General features: G+C 66.3%; 12 protein-coding genes. 8 read left to right on the top strand and 4 right to left on the bottom strand.

The features are described 5' to 3' along the window. The first annotated feature begins 218 nt into the window (after positions 1 to 218). The 5 genes from ACXJ16_RS21390 to ACXJ16_RS21370 all read left to right on the top strand — a co-directional run bounded on the left by ACXJ16_RS21390 (position 219) and on the right by ACXJ16_RS21370 (position 6,861). Complete coding sequence (locus ACXJ16_RS21390) at positions 219 to 827, top strand: RNA polymerase sigma factor (RefSeq protein WP_463921851.1); 609 nt, start codon at positions 219 to 221, stop codon at positions 825 to 827. Continuing rightward, complete coding sequence (locus tag ACXJ16_RS21385) at positions 811 to 1,812, top strand: FecR family protein (protein WP_463921849.1); 1,002 nt, start codon at positions 811 to 813, stop codon at positions 1,810 to 1,812. Before ACXJ16_RS21390 ends, ACXJ16_RS21385 begins: the two co-directional genes overlap by 17 nt. Positions 1,813 to 1,931: 119 nt before the next feature. Continuing rightward, on the top strand, positions 1,932 to 5,477 hold the full coding sequence (locus tag ACXJ16_RS21380; RefSeq protein ID WP_463921848.1) for a TonB-dependent receptor domain-containing protein: 3,546 nt from the start codon (positions 1,932 to 1,934) through the stop codon (positions 5,475 to 5,477). 15 nt (positions 5,478 to 5,492) lie between these two features. Further along, positions 5,493 to 6,086 (top strand): biliverdin-producing heme oxygenase, encoded by a 594-nt coding sequence (locus ACXJ16_RS21375; RefSeq protein ID WP_463921846.1) that lies wholly within the window; start codon positions 5,493 to 5,495, stop codon positions 6,084 to 6,086. Beyond that, complete coding sequence (locus ACXJ16_RS21370; RefSeq protein ID WP_463921845.1) at positions 6,070 to 6,861, top strand: energy transducer TonB family protein; 792 nt, start codon at positions 6,070 to 6,072, stop codon at positions 6,859 to 6,861. The genes ACXJ16_RS21375 and ACXJ16_RS21370 overlap by 17 nt, the downstream gene beginning before the upstream one ends. A 50-nt stretch (positions 6,862 to 6,911) precedes the next feature. On the opposite strand, the gene bdcA is transcribed toward ACXJ16_RS21370, so the two are convergent. From bdcA to ACXJ16_RS21350, 4 genes are all read right to left on the bottom strand, one after another. Continuing rightward, positions 6,912 to 7,625: an SDR family oxidoreductase gene (bdcA, locus tag ACXJ16_RS21365; RefSeq protein ID WP_054435973.1), complete on the bottom strand. Its 714-nt coding sequence runs from the start codon at positions 7,623 to 7,625 to the stop codon at positions 6,912 to 6,914. Between the two features lie 105 nt (positions 7,626 to 7,730). Then, on the bottom strand, positions 7,731 to 9,044 hold the full coding sequence (locus ACXJ16_RS21360) for a dicarboxylate/amino acid:cation symporter (protein WP_463921843.1): 1,314 nt from the start codon (positions 9,042 to 9,044) through the stop codon (positions 7,731 to 7,733). Positions 9,045 to 9,110: 66 nt separating this feature from the next. Further along, the gene (locus ACXJ16_RS21355; protein WP_463921842.1) at positions 9,111 to 10,655 is read right to left on the bottom strand and encodes a sensor histidine kinase; all 1,545 of its coding nucleotides are present in this window, start codon (positions 10,653 to 10,655) and stop codon (positions 9,111 to 9,113) included. Then, positions 10,655 to 11,317, bottom strand: a complete 663-nt coding sequence (locus ACXJ16_RS21350) for a response regulator (protein WP_185999901.1) — start codon at positions 11,315 to 11,317, stop codon at positions 10,655 to 10,657. Before ACXJ16_RS21350 ends, ACXJ16_RS21355 begins: the two co-directional genes overlap by 1 nt. A 327-nt stretch (positions 11,318 to 11,644) precedes the next feature. Here ACXJ16_RS21350 and ACXJ16_RS21345 point away from each other — a divergent pair, with 327 nt between their 5' ends. The 3 genes from ACXJ16_RS21345 to ACXJ16_RS21335 all read left to right on the top strand — a co-directional run bounded on the left by ACXJ16_RS21345 (position 11,645) and on the right by ACXJ16_RS21335 (position 18,223). Further along, a complete protein-coding gene (locus ACXJ16_RS21345; protein ID WP_463921841.1) occupies positions 11,645 to 13,996 on the top strand; it encodes a TonB-dependent receptor in 2,352 nt (783 codons plus the stop codon). 15 nt (positions 13,997 to 14,011) lie between these two features. Then, a complete protein-coding gene (locus ACXJ16_RS21340) occupies positions 14,012 to 15,289 on the top strand; it encodes a M20/M25/M40 family metallo-hydrolase (RefSeq protein ID WP_185999899.1) in 1,278 nt (425 codons plus the stop codon). Positions 15,290 to 15,427: 138 nt separating this feature from the next. Then, positions 15,428 to 18,223, top strand: a complete 2,796-nt coding sequence (locus ACXJ16_RS21335; RefSeq protein ID WP_463921839.1) for a M14 family metallopeptidase — start codon at positions 15,428 to 15,430, stop codon at positions 18,221 to 18,223. Positions 18,224 to 18,238: the final 15 nt, after the last annotated feature.

Here is an 18,238-nt window from a genome sequence, read left to right as displayed (position 1 = left end):
GCGGCGCCTGCGCGCGAACTCCTTTTCAGCCTCCCCTGGCGTAACGCCCTCCCCAACCGAATATCGAATTTGCCGAGATTGGATTCCCGTTCTGCCACGTAAGAGACACGGCGCGCGATATTCCTTCCGGCCGCGGAAAATAATTCTGGTGACGGAAAGGCAGGGCGACCGCTTTGTGTGTAGTTGCGAATTGATCGCAATAAAGCTAGGGCGCGCGGGTGACGACCAACGCCCTGTCCCTTTTCCGGCTGCTGCTGCGCGAACGTCCGTCGTTGCTGCGCCATTTGCAGGGACTGGTCGGACACGAGGGCGCAGAAGATGTGGCGCAGGCGCTCTGGCTGAAGATCCACGCCGTCCACGATCATCCGCCGATCGCCAACAAGAAGGCGTTCCTTTACCGCATGGCCCGCAATGTCGCGATCGACATGGTGCGCTCGGACAAGCGGCGCAGCAGACACATCACCAGCGGCGATGAACTGCCCGGAGACATCGCGGCGCCCGTGCCCTCTGCGGAAACCGCCATGCTCGACCGCGAGGCGCTGGCTCGGCTGACCGCGGCGCTGGCCGAACTTTCGCCGCGCTGCCAGCAGATCATCAGGATGAACCGGATAGAGGGTGTGTCGATCACGGACATTGCGGCAAGGCTGGGGATCAGCCGCCAGATGGTCGGGCGCTACATCGCGCAGGGCATGGCCCATTGCTGCGAGCGGCTGGACGATGAAAACTGGAAGGGGCGGGTTTCGGAAGTGCTGCCGCAGACGTCGGACGGTGTAGGGATGCGCCGCGGGCAGGATGCTCTGGAACCGGATGATGACGAACGTGCCTGAAACGACGATCACGCCGGAAATGCGGCAGGAAGCCGCCCGCCTTTTCGGTGACCATGTCGCGGGTGTCATGTCCGCAGCCGACGAGGCGCGTCTGGCGCAGTGGCTGGCCGAGGACCCGCGCCATGCCCGCGCCTTCGCCGCCGTGGAGCGGACATGGCGGGCGATCGACGAAACGACGATGCCGCCGGTCCCGGTGCGCGGCACGGCGCGGCGGAGCGGACGCTTCGCACGCTGGCGCCCGGCCGGGACGCAGCACGGCGTTTCCGCGCCGGTGCACAAGGCATCGGGATGGGCGCGGGGGCTCGTTGCCGCCAGCGTCCTGCTGCTGATCGCCACGCAATCGGCGGACATCGCACTACGCCTGCGTGCCGATGCCATCACGAACACCGGGGAGCGGCGCAGCCTTGCGCTGCCCGATGGTTCGATTGCCCTGCTCAATACCGACAGTGCCGTCGCCGTGGACTTCGGCGATGGCCGCCACATCCGTCTGCTTCGCGGCGAGGCGGCCTTCACGGTGGCGCCGGATCCGGCGCGCCCCTTCGTGGTCGAAGCAGGCGGGGGTACCGTCACGGCGCTGGGTACGCGCTTCCTCGTCAGGCTGGACGGCGATGAGACCCGCGTGGCCGTGACAGAGCACAGCGTGCGCATCGACCTGAACGCCGTCTCGCGTCTCGTCCGCGAGGGCGAGGAGGCGGGATATGGCCGGGACCGGATCTCGCCCCTCGCGGGCCAGTCGGTCCACGATACCGACGGCTGGACTCGCGGCGTGATCCGCGTGGTGAACCGCCCGCTAGCAGATGTCGTGCGCGAGATCGGCCGCTATCGCAGCGGCTACATCCTCGTGCTGGGGGACGGCCTCTCGCAGCGGCGGGTCAACGGGGTGTTCCGGCTCGACGATCCCGATCGTTCGATCGATGCGATTGGCCGGTCGCTGGGCATCCGCAGCACCCGCATCGGCGGGATGGTGACCATCCTGCACGACTAATCCTGCAGGCCGCGAATTTTTTTGAACGTTCGAGGTTTCCTATCGTGCGCCGCCTTCGTCTTCATTTGTGAATATGCGTCGCAATAGCGATTGCTGGGTGAATGAACGGGGCAATGACGATGGACAATTTTAAAGCGCGCCGTGCGCGCAAGGGCGAAATGCGGACACTGGTCCAGGCCGTGCTGCTGGCTTCGGCCGGTCTCTCTGGCGTCTTTGCCGCGAGCACGCCTGCGGCGGCGCAGTCCGCCCGCAGCTATGACGTTGCGGCGGGCAGCCTCGCCGATGCGCTGAACGATTTCGCGGAGCAGAGCGGGGTCGAACTGGTCTACGACAGCGCGCTCGTGGCAGGCCGCACGAGCGGGGGCATCAAGGGCCGCCACAACCCGGCCGCCGCGCTTTCGCGCCTGCTCGCCGGCAGCGGCCTGACCGCACGGCGGACGAGCGCCAACACCTTCACGGTCGAGCGGGCGCTTCAGGCGGAGGCCGGTGTGGTCCAGCTCGGCACGCTGCGTGTCGAGGGCACCTCGGGATCGGCTGGTGGGGGAAACGGCGACGGTGCTAGCGGCGGCAATGGCAGGGTGGCCGGATGGGATGGCACTGCAGGCACCGTCTATTCCACGCCCGGCTCGGTCAGCGTCATCACCCGCGAGACGCTGGAGGCCTATCCCGGCCAGTCGCCGGCCGACATGCTGCGCGGCGCGACCGGCGTGATCTCCGGAGAGGCGCGCACCAGCGGCGGACTGGACGTGAACATCCGCGGCCTTCAGGGGCAGGGCCGTGTGCCGGTGACAGTGGACGGCGCGATCAACGGCACCACGGTCTATCGCGGATATCAGGGCACCAGCAATCGCAGTTTCGTGGACCCCGATTTCATCAGCCACGTCGCTATCGAGAAGGGCCCCTCAATGGGCAATCCGATTGCCGGCGGCATCGGTGGGTCGGTCAGCATGACGACTCTTTCCGCCGACGACATCGTTCCCGAAGGCGAGACCGTGGGCCTTCGCATCAAGGCCTCGCTGTCGAACAACAGCACCGAGCCCGGCTCGAACATGACCCGCTCGCTGCTGGCGCCCTCGTCCTACAACGGCGATACGCTGGCGGCCACGCGGGAACGCAACCGGCCAGGTTTCTTCTCGCCCACGGGCGGCGCCGGCAGTCTGGTCTTCGCGCGCAAGGGCGATTTCGTGGACCTGGTGGCGGGCTATTCGTTCCGGCGCACCGGTAACTACCATGCCGGCGCCAACGGCAAGCATGCGCCCGAGGCGACCGGCACGCCTTCTGCGTTCTGCGCCGCAGGGGCAGCTTCCGGCAGCCTCGCCTCGCTCTGCGAGCGTGCAGTGCAGTTCTACGACCGCTACGGCTCGACGCCTTTCGTTGGCGGCGAGGAAGTGCTCAACACCTCTACCGATGCGGAATCGGTGCTGCTCAAGGCCACCTTGCGCCCGGCCGCAGACCATGTGCTCGAACTGGGCTACGGCGGCTACTGGAGCGACTTCGGCGAGAATTATCCCGGTTCCACGGGCTCCGCCTCCGGCACGGTCCTGCAGACCTATCCGCTCTCGCACACCGGCCTCGACCGCGTGACCGCGCGCTATCGCTGGAACCCGGCGACCGACCTGGTGGACCTGAAGCTGAATGGCTGGATATCGAACCTTCGCGAAAGCGCGGCCTCGTTGCTCCAGACCGACCAGACGCGCCGCTTCGTGAACGTGCTTGGCGTGGACATCGGCAACGGTTCACGCGTGTTGACGCCGCTGGGCCTGCTCTCCGCCGACTATGGCGCCTCGTTCCTGCGGGAGCGGACCGGCCCGGTGGATGGCTGGAATAACAACGGTTCGCTCGCACCCGGGCGCGAAGGGACGCGGCGGGAAACGAGCGTGTTCGGGCAGGCTGCGCTGGAGCCCATGACCTGGCTGCGCCTCGATGCGGGCCTGCGCTACCAGAAGTACAAGTTGCAGGACGAACAGTCTGGCACCACTTACCACACCGATATCTTCGATCGCAGCGAGGACGCGGTGAGTTTCTCGCTGGGTGCCACGCTCATGCCGGTGGACGGGCTGCAGCTCTTCGCCAGCTACAAGCAGGCCGCGCGTCTGCCCTCGCTGATGGAGGCGACCACCGGTTTCTTCATGATCGCCAACCCCGACCTGCACAAGGAAGAGGCCCATAACTGGGAAGCGGGCATGAACTACTCGCGCAAGGGCGTTCTTGCGGACGGTGACGAACTGGGCGTCAAGCTGGCATGGTTCGACAACGACATCGACGGCTATATCGCCCGGCGATACATTTCGGCGTTCTTCGCGATGCAGATGTTCAACATCGACCGCGCGCAGTTCCGGGGCGTGGAAGGCAGCCTGAGCTACCGTACCGGCGGCCTCTCGGTGGATGCGGGAGCGACCTATTACGATCATATCGCCTTTTGCAAGGACGCGGCCACGGGCTGCGTGGAAAGCTCGCTCGCCTCGGACTATGCCACAAACTACATCCCGCCCCGGTGGTCGGCCAATCTCGCGGTCAGTCAGAAGTTCCTGGCCGAGCGCGCCATGCTGGGCGGGCGCCTGACTTACACGGGCAAGCGCGCGGTCGGCGCGCAAGTCCCGCAGAGCGGCTACATGCCGCTGATCTCGGCGATCGCGTGGAACCCCTATGTGCTGCTGGACCTGACCGGGCAGTTCAAGGTGACGGACGCGCTCTCGCTCGACTGGAGCCTCGATAACGTCACCGACCGCTATTACACCGAGGCCATGAGCCTGGGCTATATCCCGGCGCCGGGACGGACCTTCCGTATCGGCTTTACCGGGAAGCTCGGCTCGAAAACGGCGCTGTGGCCGGCGAACTGGTTCAGCGGATGGGCCAACGAGGATGCTGCCGACTGGACCGGGCCCTATATCGGCGCCGACTTCGGCTACGGCCTCGGCAAGACCGGCGGCAGCGTGACCGACAGCATGGGCAATGCCGCCGACATCGAGAACGGCAGCCGCATCGACCAGAAGATGCGCAACGTGCTGGGCGGGCTTCACGCCGGTTACAACTACCAGTTGCCCGGCAACCTCGTGCTGGGCGTGGAGGCCGACATTTCGGCGGGTAACCTCGGCAGTTGGTCGGGCGTGCCGGTTTCGGAGGAAAGCACCGCGACCCAGTGGTTGCGCAACAACCACCAGCTCGAATCGGACACGCGCTACAACTGGGATCGGATGATCACCCTGCGCGGCAAGCTGGGCTATTCGCTCGGCCGCACGCTGATCTACGGCACCGGCGGCATCGGCTGGCTGCGCGAAACGCAGACCCGCAACCAGTATCGTTCCGTCGACGCGCAGAATCGCGGCATCGGCAGCGCGCTGGAGCATCTCTTCGCCGAAGAGGATCGCAAGAACCGGCAAGGGTTCGTGCTGGGCGGCGGGGTGGAGCGGGCGATCGGCGATCATTGGTCGGTCCGCGCGGAATACAGTTACGCCCGCTTCGAGCGGAAGACCTTCAGCTTCGCAAAGGCCCGCGAAGGCGTGAGCATCGCCTATAGCGACTTCGACGTCACCTGGCACGACGACGGGACCGTATCCTGGGAATATGTCAACGGCCCGGGCAGCTCGAATATCGCCAACGGCCGCAAGGTGCGCTCGGACGCGGACCTTCACAATATCCGCCTCGGCGTCAGCTACCGCTTCTGATCGAAGGACATGCCCATGATCACCAGAACCCTTGAAGATACCCGCGCCGCCCGGCTCAAAGGCGCAACCCATGCCACGCATGACCGGCTGGATCGTTCGATCATGGAAGCGGCCTCTTTCGCCAGCCTCGACGGTTACATTCGCTTCGCGACGATGCAGTATGGCTTCCACCGCGATATCGATGCGCTTTACGATGTCCCCCGGCTGCGAGTGCTGCTGCCGGGGCTGGACGGGCGGCGGCGGCTGGCGCTGATCGCGGCGGACCTGCATGACCTGAAGGTTCCGCTCCCCCGGGCAGAGGCGCCGCCGGTCTTCCTTCCGGATGCAGAGCCGGACGTGCCCACCGCGCTGGGCTGGCTCTATGTTGCCGAGGGTTCGAACATGGGGGCGGCGCTGCTGCGCAAGGAGGCGGCAAGGCTGGGGATGTCGGATACGCACGGGGCACGCCATCTTGCGCCCGCGCCGGAGGGCCCCGCCGCACATTGGCGCGCCTTCACGGCCGCGCTGAATGCCGTTGAACTCTCCGAAGCGGAAGAGGCGCGCACCATTGCCGGAGCCAATGCCGCCTTCGCCCGGGTGCAGGCCCTTGCCGATGCCAGCTTCGCCTGAGATACGGGACGACTGCGGCCACCGGGAGCCGCGCGGGGCAAGAGCCTGCGCGCCGGCGGAGGAATCTTACTCCACGCCGGGGCGAACGCGCTACGCGGACTTGCCGCCGGACCGGCTGACCCGGTGCATGGGGCTTGGCAGCACGACTTTCCTGATCCTTGCCGCGCTGGCGCTCGGTTTCGTGACCTGGCGGATCGTTCCCGCGGCGGCGGAATCCTCCCGGCCCCTGCTGCTCGAATTCCAGCCTCCCACCGCTCCGCCCGAGCCGGACATGCAAGTGCCGGAAGGTCCGAGGCAGGTGGAACAGAAAGCGCAGGCACAACCGGAAAGCAGTGAGGCCCCGCCGCCGCTGGAGCCGGAAAGCGATCCGTCGGTCCCCTCATCGCCGGCCCGGCCCCCGGCCGAACCCGCCTCGGTGGCGGAGGCCGTTCCGGAAACCACCGCCCCGCGATCGCTTCCCGCACCGCCTGCCGAACGGGCGGCAAATGACGCGAAGGTGACGTGGGAAGCCCTGCTGCTCTCCCATATGGAAAGATATCGCCGCTATCCGGCGACGGCGCGATCTCGCGGAGAGCAGGGGATCGCCTATGTCCAGTTCACCATGAACCGCGAGGGGCGCGTGCTTTCGGCGAGAATCGGCCGATCGTCCGGTTCGGCTTTGCTGGACGGCGCAGCCCTTGCCACGATCCGCCGGGCTCAGCCCTTGCCTGCGATACCCGCGGACAGACCCGATCCGCAGAGGCTTACGGTTCCGGTGGAATTTTTCACGCAATAAGGCGGCAAATCGCGGCAGGCGCGGCACCTGAAAGCGCCGCGCCTCTTGGGTCAGGCCGCGAAGCCGCCGTCGATTGTGTAGAGCCCGGCGGTGACGAAACCGGCTTCCTCGCTCGCCAGCCATGCGACGAGGTTCGCGATTTCGTCCGGCTTGCCGTGGCGGGGCAGCGCCATGAAGCCGTGGAGAGCCTCTGCCATGCCGCCGTCGGCAGGGTTCATCTCGGTATCGACCGGGCCGGGCTGGACGACGTTGACGGTAATGCCGCGCGGGCCGAAATCGCGGGCAAGACCGCGCGCCATGCCCTGGATCGCCGACTTGGTGAGCGCATAGGCCGCGCCTCCGGCAAACGGCATGCGGTCTCCGTTGGTCGAACCGATCACGATGATGCGCCCGCCTTCGGGCATGGAGCGTGCCGCCTCGACCGAGGCGAAGTAGGGCGCACGCACATTCACGTCGATCATGCGGTCGATGGCGTCGGGATCGAGTTCGAGCGGATCGCCGGTGACCAGAAGACCGGCGCTGACGACGAGGATGTCGATCGCGCCCGCCTCGCTGACAGTGGCGATCAGCGCATCGCGGTTGGAAGCGTCGGATCGTACGGCGGTGGAGCCGGTTTCCGCGGCCAGTGCCTCGGCCGCGTCCCGCGATCCGGCGTAAGTGAAGGTCACCGATGCGCCTTCCCCGGCCAGGCGTTGGACGATCGAGGCGCCGATGCCGCGGCTGCCGCCGATGACGAGCGCCTTCTTTCCAGTGAAGCGAGCCATTACGAAATTCCTTTCGAGTGCGATGGGATGCTTTGGTTCCGGGGAAGAGCCGCAAGATAAGGGGCTTGGAAATCCATTCCGTCAACACAAGAACGCGCCAGTCCGCTACATCTTCGGCAGGCTGCGCTTGCGCCGGTCGTGCGACACAGCGGTGGCGATGGCGATGTCTCCCACCACGTTGACCATCGTGCGGAACATGTCGAGCAGCCGGTCCACTCCGATGACAAGGCCGATGCCTTCTGCCGGGAGGCCGGTGAGCGCGAGGACGGCGGCGACGGTCGGCAGCGAGCCGGCAGGGACGCCGATCGTGCCCATGCCCGCCAGGGCGGCGACCACCAGTACAAGGCCCTGCCGTCCGAGCGAAAGGTCCATGCCGAAGAACTGGGCGATGAAAAGGACCGTCACGGCCGTGTAGATCGCGGTGCCGCCCTGGTTCGCGATGGTTCCGGTGCCCAGCACCAGCCGGGCGACGCGCGGCGGCAGGCGCAAGTCAAGTTCGGCTGCCCGCAGTGCGCTCGGCAGGGTGGCGTTGGAGGAGGATGTGCAGAAGGCGATGACGGCTGGCTCCTGCACGCCGCGCAGGAACGCCAGCGGCGTCACTTCGCCGCGCATCCAGACCACGGCGAAGAATGTCAGCGCGATCTGCAGCAGGAGTGCCGCCACCACCACCGCAACATAGGCGCTGAGGTACAGCAGCAAGTGCCAGCCGAACACGAGCGTCAGGTCGAACATGAAGCAGGCGACCGCAACGGGCGCGAGCCGCGCCACATGGGCGAGCACGTGCATACCGGCATCGAACACCCGCTCGCTGGTCGCCAGAACGTGGCCGGTCCGCCGCGTGCGCAGGAAGGTCAGGACCATGCCGGCCAGTACCGATGCGATGATGACGATCTTTATGGGCCGCTCGACCGCGGCGTAGGAGAACAGCGTGTCGATCATGCCCGGTGAAGCGGGGGCATGGCTTGCCGCCAGAAGTTGCTGGCCGATCTCGGCGGGCACCACGTCGCCCGGGCGAAAGAGGTTGGCCATGGCCAGCCCGATGAGCGCGGCGGCGACGGACGCGGCCAGCATGTGCGCCAGCGTCGACACCAGGAGTTGCCGCATTCCCGCCATGTTGCGGATTCGCGCTATGCCGCTGACGATCGCGGATATGAGCAGCGGCACGATCAGCAGGAACAGCGCGAAAAGGAACGCCTGCTCCACCGGCTTGACGAACCAGTGCATCAGCAGCGCCGTGGCGGGCGAATCTCCGGCGAACAGCCCGGCCAGCGTGCCGCCGCCCATGCCGAGGAGTAAGCCGCCCAGCAGCCACACCTGCAGATGCGGTTTGAACCGGTTGCGCGGCCGGATGCCGGAGGGCGGGAGGGACGGGTTGGCTGTCTCGATCATCGGGTTGATCGAAGGAGGTTTTGCGGACATCGGTGATCCTGTTGCCGCGCCCGGAAGCGCTTGGCTCATGGCGCTGATGCTGGAGCGAAAACCCTGTCAGCAAGCTGTCGCGAGGGCGAAGTGTTGCGCTTCCTGTTCGATTTCGGTGGCTGCGGATGCCGGCGCGCGCGCGAAGTCTATGCTCGCCAGTACGCCGCGTCCGCCCGCTCCCGGTTCAAGCTGGACATGCGCGCCCATGCGCTCCGCAAGGGCGCGCACGATGGAAAGGCCAAGGCCGCTGCCGGTCGCCCCGTTCTCTGTCGGCGCGCGATAGAAGCGTTCGAACACGCGCTCCCGGTCCTGCCGGGCAATGCCGGGGCCATCGTCCTCCACCTCGACGCGGGCGCGCCCCGCGCGGCGCAGCACGCGCACGGTAACGGTGCCGTCGGGGCGGTTGTAGCGCACGGCGTTGTCCAGCAGGTTGCCGATCATCTCGGCCGCGAGCACGGGATGGCCGGCTGCGCGGAGAGGGCCGTCATCAGCCCCCTCGAAGCCGATGTCGAGACTGGCTGCTCCCGGCTGCGCGGCCCGGGCCGCGACGAGATCGGCGGCGACGGCGGCAAGATCGAAGCTCGCGTCCTCGGCAATGCCCTGTTCCTCGGTGCGGGCAAGCGCGATGAGCTGCATCAGCAGGCGCTCCAGCGAAAGCACGGCATTGCCGATATCCTGAAGCGCGGTCGCCCCGCGCGGCGAACCGGGGCCGTAGCGTTCCAGCACGTCGAGATGGATGCGGACCACCGCGAGCGGGGTGCGCATCTGGTGCGAGGCATTGGCAGTGAACTGGCGCAGCGAATCCACGGCGCGCTCGGTGCGGGCAAGGAGGGCGTTGAACGAATTCGCCAGCAAACGGGCTTCGCGCGGGGCGTTCTCCTCCAGCCTGAGCCGGAACTGCGGCGGTGGTTCGCGGCGCGCGGTCTCGATCTGCCCGGCAAGGGAGGCGAAGGGCCTGAGCCCCCATGTGATCGCCCAGTAGAACAGCAGCACCGCCGTCATCGCGATCAGCACGCCCGCGCCCAGCACGCGCAGGAAGTAGGTCTGCTGGTAGGCCCAGCGATCGTCCACGAAGTCGGCCACCTGAACCACCACCGCGCGACCGTTGCGGTGGAGGCGGCGGATTTCGGTGGCGATGCGCACGGGCTTGTCGCGCAGGCGGCCGTCACGAAGGTAGGCGGGCTGGATCACGCCGCCGGCATCGCGCGGGTCGACATAGCCGCCGGTGAGCGGGGTATTGCGGTACGTGCGCGGGAAGCTGGCGGCGGGCAGGCGTCTGGTCGTGCTGCCGGTGCGGGTATCGTACTGAGGCGGGGGCGCCAGGTCGCGTTCCCCGGCAAGCAGCCGGTCGCCGTCCCAGATGCTGTAGTGAGTGACGGGGGCGGAGCGGCGTTGCAGCAGATGGACCGCAAGCGGCAGCAACCGATCGCGCAAGGTATCGTCTGCATCAGTGGCCCGGCTGAGGACGCGTACCGAACCGACGAGGATGCGATCGGAGGTCATCGCCCCGGAACGCTGGATCATCCAGCAGGTTATGCCGCCGAAGGTCACCGCCAGAGCCAGCAGCGGCACCATGACCGCTGCGGTGAGACGGGATCGCAGAGAGGCCATCAGGCCTCCAACATGTAGCCGAGGCCGCGGATCGTGCGAATGGTCGGGCCGTCCGGCATGAGCTTGCGGCGCAGACGGCCCACGTAGACTTCCAGTGCGTTGGGCGCGACCGCATCGGCGAAGTTGAATACCTCGGAATTGAGCCGCTGCTTGGTGACGACCTTGCCGGGGCGGCCCATCAGGGTTTCCAGGACGGCCAGTTCGCGCCGCCGCAGGTCCACCACGGCGCTCCTGAGTTCGACCACGCGGGTCGAACGGTCGAGGCTGAGGCCGCCGACGCGCAGCACCGGGTCCGCCGTGCCCTGGCTGCGCCGGATCAGCGCGCGAAGGCGCGATTCCAGTTCGCGCGGATGGAACGGCTTGGACAGATAATCGTCCGCGCCCCGGTCCAGCCCGGCGATGCGGTCGCTCACGGCGTCGCGCGCGGTGAGGATGAGGACCGGCGTGGCATTGCCGCTTCGCCGCAGCGACTGGAGCACCTCCAGCCCGTCCAGGTCCGGCAGGCCGAGGTCGAGGATGGTCGCGTTGTAGGTTTCGGCGGCCAGCACATCGAGCGCTTCCTCGCCGCTGCCGACAACGTCGACGACAAATCCCGCCGCACTCATCGAGGCATCCATCCCACGCGCCAGACGCTCGTCGTCTTCCACGATCAATATACGCAACAACTCACTCCCTCGTACGAGTTGCAGCATCCTCTTCCGGTTGGCCGTCTTGTTGTCATGGGCGCCGGCCCTGATCCGGCGCAACTTTCTTCCGTTTGATTCGGCACTCTGTGAACCGAACCTGTCATCAACCTGTCGCGATGGGCAAGATTCTTTTTGCAGCGCAGCATGCAATGACAGCTTCGTGACAGGTGGGTGCCGTCAGCTTCCCTGTGTCGGGAGGGGAAACCTCGACAACGAACCGGATCCAGTCCGTTCCGCGCAGAAGATCGCCCATTACCGGCGACGGCGCGGGCGGGCATGGATCGGCTGCAACAGGGGGCAATCATGGCCACTCACTACGGTCGCGCTGCATTTTTCCTATCTGTTTCCGCCTTGGCGCTGCCGGGTGTCGCCAAGGCGCAGGGGGCGGATGCCGCGGCGCCCCAGCAGGCTGCGCCCGAAGGGGTGGGCGATATCGTCGTCACCGCCCTGCGCCGCGCCTCGCGCGTGCAGGACACTCCGATCGCCATCACCGCGCTATCGGAAAAGTCGCTTCAGAACCTCGGCGCCACCGGCATTGCCGACATTGTGCGGCAGGTTCCCGGTCTCAACCTCATCGCCGGCGAATCCGGCCGCACGCGCATCTCGATCCGCGGCATCCAGACTGCCGGCGAAAGCACGGTCGGCCTCTACTATGGCGAGACGCCGCTGACCGGACCGTCGGGCACCAGTTCCGATCCTTCGGGCGTAACGCCCAACCTCAACCTCTTCGACGTGGAGCGGGTGGAGGTGCTGCGCGGGCCGCAGGGAACGCTGTACGGGTCGGGTTCGATGGGCGGGACGCTGCGGGTGATCTTCAAGAAGCCCGATCTCGCCAAGTACGAGGGCGCTGCCGAGATGGGAGCCGAAGCGGTAGAGCACGGCGAGTTCGGCTATTCGCTGAAAGGCGCGGTCAACGTACCTATCGTGAACGACGTGCTGGCCGCACGGCTGGTGCTCTATCGCCAGCAGAATCCGGGCTATGTCGACGATCCGACGATCGGCCGCAAGGATCTCAACCGCTCGGTGCTCGAAGGCGGGCGTTTCCAGTTGGGCTTCCAGCCCACCGGCAACCTGAGCATGAACTTCATGACGATCCTGCAGACCCAGAAGTTCGGCGGGACTTCGCAGTGGGCACCCTCGGAGGGCGCGTTCATCTCGGCGCAGAAGGTGGCTTCGCCGGCTTACGACAAGTTGCAGCTCTATGCGCTGGAAACGAAGTGGGAAACGCCTGTGGGCACCCTGGCGCTGAACAATTCGTTCTATCGCTGGGATGTGCGGCAGACCAACGACAATTCGGACAACTATGCCAGCATCGCCGCTTCCAACCGCTACTGCGGCCTGTTCCAGAACACATACGCCGGCTCGCTGCTGCAAGGCACGAGCGCCGGGGCGACGACCAGCTCCGGCACATGCGCGGCCGATGCCGGCGGGCTGACATCGGCGCAGCTACGGCAGGACTACCAGAACTGGGCGGCCGCACAGCAGCCGATCGGCAATTACCAGCCGCGTTTCGTGCGCAACTTCGTGAATGAGCTGCGGCTCAGCTCCAGCGGGAAGGGGCCGTTCAGCTATACCGTCGGCCTGTTCCGGGAGGACCGCAACGACCGCGTCGACACGCTGGTGTTCGCGGGCATCCCCGCCACGGGCGAGCCGCAGCAGCCGGTCGTCGATCTCGGCTCGCGCTATGTGACGGACGAAGTGAAGCAGTCCGCCGTCTATGGCGAAATCAGCTACCGGATCTTCGAGCCGCTGACGGTGACGGCGGGCCTGCGATATTACGACTACAAGAAGACCGTCGGCGGCGAGAACCTGGGCTACAACTACTTCAACGGCCAGGCGCCCAGCGCCTATCGGGAAGTTACTGCCGACGCCAATGGCCTTATCAAGAAGTTCAACGTCGACCTGAAGATCACGCCGGACATCATGTTCTACGCTACCGCTTCGCAGGGGTTCCGCCCCGGCGGCGCGAACCTGACGCCGGGTATCCCGGAATCGGCGCAGACTTACGCGGCGGATTCCCTGTGGAACTACGAGGCGGGCTTCAAGACCCAGTGGTTCGGTCGCAGGCTGACCTTCAATATCGACGGTTACCGGATCGACTGGAACAACCTGCAAACCTCGGTCCAGGCGACTTACGGGAACTTCTCCTATATCGGCAACGTCGGTTCGGCACGCATCGAAGGCGTCGAGGTGGAAGCGAGCGCAACGCCGTTCGCCGGCCTCTACCTCAATGCCGCGTTCCATTATCTCAAGCCGCGCCTGACCGCCGACCAGATCAGCGCCGAGGTGACGGCCGCGGGCCGGAAGGGCGATATCCTGCCGCTGATCCCGCGCACCACGGCCAGCGCCGGCGCCGAATACAGCTTCCCGGCCTTCAACGACTTCACGGGGCTGCTGCGCGCCGACTGGACCTATACCGGCAAGATGACCTCGCAGATCCGGCCTACCAATGCGCTCTACCGGGAGTTCGGGAAATATTCGATGGTGAACCTGCGCGTCGGCGTGCAGAACGACCGGCTGGGCATGTTCCTCTATGTGCGCAACCTGTTCGACAAGATCGGCGTGAACACGATCTCCAGCGCGTCGGGCGTGCCCGACTACTGGGCGACCACCGCACCGCGCACGATGGGCGCGACGATATACAGCAACTTCTAATCCAGGGGACTTGGGATGCGTATCACATTGCTGGCGGCAACTGCCGCGCTCGCGCTGGCCACACCGGGGGCTCACGCGGCCACCGCGGAGGACAAGGCTGCCGCCACGCTGCTCGGCGGGGCGAAATTCGCCAAGGCCAGGGCCTCGCTCGAGGCCGACTACGACAGGATCATCCAGGACATCATTACCCTGACCGAGATCGAAGCGCCGCCGTTCAAGGAGGACGCGCGCGGCGCCGCCTACATGGCGATGCTCAAGGCCGAGGGCCTGGCCGACGTGGAGCGTGACGAGGTCGGGAATGTCATGGGTCTGCGCAAGGGGACGGGTGGCGGTCCGCTGATCGTCGTCACCGCGCATCTCGATACCGTGTTCCCCGGCGGCACGAACGTGAAAGTGCGGCGCGAGGGCAATGGTCTTTACGCACCCGGTATCGGCGACGATACCTCCAGCCTGCCGGTCCTGCTCGCCTTCATTCGCGCGATGAAGCACGCCGACTACGCCACCAGGGCCGACATCCTGTTCATGGGCAACGTGGGCGAGGAAGGGCCCGGCGACCTGCGCGGATCGCGCTATCTGTTCCAGAAGGGCAAGTACAAGGACAGGATCAAGTACTTCATCTCGTTCGAGCCGGGGGAGCCCGGCCGTATCACCAATGCCGGCACCGGGTCGCGCCGCTACAAGGTGACGTTCAACGGTCCCGGCGGGCATTCGATGGGGGACTTCGGGATCGTCAGCCCAGCCTTCGCGATGGCCAATGCCATGGTCGCGTTCGGCAAGATCAAGGCGCCGGTGGAGCCCAAGACCGTCTACAACGTCGGCATCCTGGAGGGCGGCACTTCGGTCAACTCGATCCCCTTCGCCACCGCCATGACCATCGACATGCGATCCAACGGAAAACCTGAACTGGATGCGGAGGAAAAGCAGTTCCTGGCCTTGTTGCAGCCTGCAGTGGATGCGGAGAATGCCGCGCGCTCGGTTGCGAAGGGCAAGATATCCTATGACGCCAAGCTGATCGGGGACCGCCCGGTCGGTACCACCGCGCAGGACGCCCGGATCGTGAAGATCGCCGCTGCCGTCGCCCGGGGTTCGGGGGTGGAGCCGCGATACGGCGCCGGGTCAACGGACAGCAACATCCCGATGAGCATGGGGATCGAGGCGGTGACGCTCGGTTCCGGGTTCGAGACTTTCCGCGCCCACTCGCTGGAGGAGGGCATGAAGATGAACCCGCCCGAGGACCTGAAGAACATGGCGGTCGGTCTGGCAACGGTCCTGGCCCTCGCCGAAGCACGCTGACCCATCCTGACGGGGCGGGCCTTTTCCAGAGGCCCGCCCCGGCTTTTTCCCTCATTCGCGCAGATTTCGAAACCCGCTCGGGCCGCGCTTCTCGAAGCGCCGCCGCCCCTTGCCTGCTCACCGATCCGGAGTAACGCCATGTCCCGTCGCAACCTGTTGCTTGCCGCCACGTGTCTTTCGCTCCCGCTCGTGCTTTCGGGGCCGGTTCTGGCTCAGGATGCGCCGCCGACGAGTGCTGCCGTCACCGCGCCCGAGAAAGTCGTGGGCGGAACGGTGGGCGCCGACTACTTCCTGGCCGACTACACCAGGATTTCCGCCTGGCTCATGCAGGTCGCCCGGGAAAGCGATCGCATCAAGCTTGTATCCATTGGCAAGACTGCCGAGGGGCGCGAGCAGTACATGGCGGTCGTCTCCGCGCCGGACAACATCCGCAATCTCGACAAGTACCGCCGCATCGCGCAGCAGCTGGCGCTGGCCAAGGGCCTTGACGACGAAGCGGCGAAGACGCTTGCCGCAGAGGGCAAGGCGATGGTGTGGATGGACGCCGGGCTCCACGCCAGCGAGATCGTCAACGCGCAGAGCCATGTCCAGATCATCCACGAGATGCTGACGCGCAACGATCCCGAGACGCTGCGACTGCTGGGCGACGATATCATGCTGTTCGTCTTCGCCAACCCCGACGGGCTGGAGCTCGTCGCCGACTGGTACATGGCCGATCCGCACAAGCTGACGACGGACTCGATCCCGGTGCTTTACCAGAAGTATATCGGCCACGATAACAACCGCGACAGCTTCGCCTCGACCCAGCCCGAGACGACCAACATGAACCGCGCCGGCTATCGCGAGTGGTTCCCGCAGATCCTCTACAACCAGCACCAGACAGGCCCGCTGGGCGCGGTGGTGTTCATTCCGCCGTTCCGCGATCCCTACAACTTCAACAACGAACCGCTCGTCATCAACCAGACCGACGTGGTCGGCCAGATGATGCATGCGCGGTTGGTGGCGAAGGGCATGGGCGGCTCGGCGATGCGTTCCGCCGCGTCCTATTCGACTTGGTTCAACGGCGGCATCCGCACCATCGGCTACTTCCACAACCAGATCGGCATCCTGACCGAGATCATCGGCAATCCCACCCCGATGAAGATCCCGCTGGTTCCCGAAAACCAGTTGCCAAGGCAGGACGAGGTTCTGCCGATCGCCCCGCAGGACTGGCACTTCCAGCAATCGCTGGACTACGTGAAGGAGATGGACCGGGCGATACTCGACTATGCCTCGCGCTATCGGGAGACGATCCAGTACAACCGCTATGTCATGGGCCGGAACCAGATCGCCAAGGGCAGCACGGACAGTTGGGTCGTCACCCCCCGGCGGCTGGATGCAGTACGGGAAGCAGCCAGGACGATGCCGCCGCCGGGGGCGGACGAGATCGGCAGCTACGGCTGGGGCAATGAGAAGGTCGTGCCCGCCAGCCTTTACAAGACCGTGCTCAACGCCCCCGACAAACGCGCGCCGCGCGCCTACATCATACCGGCGGACCGGCAGCAGGACATGCCGACGACGGTGCGTTTCCTCAATGCGCTCATCAAGACCGGGATCGAGGTGCAGCAGGCGCCGTCCGCCTTCACCTTCGAGGGCAGGAGCTATCCTGCGGGCAGCTATGTCGTGCGCAGCGATCAGGCGTTCCGTCCGCATGTGCTGGACATGTTCGAGCCGCAGGACCATCCGCAGGACTTCGCCTATGCCGGCGGCCCGCCGATCAAGCCCTATGACATCACCGGCTATACCCTGGCCCTGCAGATGAACGTCGCGTTCGACCGCGTGCTCGATGCGCCGCCGCCCGCGTTCCCGCTCGTGCCGGAAGAGATCGCCGCACCGCCACCGGGCCGGGTGCTGGGTTCGGGCGGGGCGGGCTGGATCGTCGATCACGGGGTGAACAACAGCTTCACGCTCACCAATCGCCTGCTGAAGGCAGGGTTGCCGGTGTTCTGGATGAAGGAGGGCCTGAGCGTGGACGGGCAGACGCTCGCCCCGGGTGCCTTGTGGATTCCCGCATCGGCCGGCGCGAAGGCCATCGTCTCCGCCGCTGTCGCCCCGCTCGGGCTCGATGCCCATGCCGTCGCGGCCAGGCCAGGGGGAGAGGCGGTTGCGATCAGGCCGGTGAAGATCGGGCTCGTCGATATATACGGCGGCTCGATGGCCTCGGGCTGGACGCGCTGGATTTTCGAGCAGTACGAATTCCCTTACGAGCTGGTCTACCCACAGGCGCTCGACAAGGGTGGGCTGAAAGCGAAATACGATGTGCTCGTCTTCCAGAGCGACGTGCTCGGCCGGGAGGAAGGCCCCGTGCGCCCGCAGCCCGATGCCGAAACCATCCCGGCAGCCTATCGCAAGATGCTCGGCACGATCACGCCGGAGAAGACCTTCCCGCAAGTCGCCACTTTCGCAAGGGCGGGCGGCACCGTCATCGCGGTAGGCAATGCCACGCGCATGGGCGAGCAGATCGGCGTTCCCGTCACGAACCTGCTTGCCCCGCGCGGGAGCGACGGCAAGCCGAAGAGGGTTTCCGCCAATACGTTCTACGTCCCGGGATCGATCCTGAGCGCGCAAGTCGACAGCGGCGATCCTCTGGCCTTCGGTGTCGCGCCCACGGTCAACCTCTTCTATAACAACAACCCGGTGTTCCGCGCCGACGGGCCCGCCGTGCGCAAGGTGAGCTGGTTCGACAAGGACGACCCGCTCGTTTCCGGCTGGGCCTGGGGCCAGAAGCTGCTCAACGGCGGGGCGGGCATCGTCGAGGCCGGGCTCGGCAAGGGGCGGGTTTTCCTGATGGGCCCGGAAGTGACCCAGCGAGGCCAGCCTTTCGCAACCTTCAAGTTCCTGTTCAATGGCGTGCTGCTGTCGGGCAGCGATGCTGGGCCGGTTCCGGGGAACTGACCCCGGCCGCGCAGT

The sequence above is a fragment of the Novosphingobium sp. TK71 genome (genome assembly GCF_055361505.1).
This window is presented reverse-complemented; position numbering and strand designations above follow the sequence as displayed.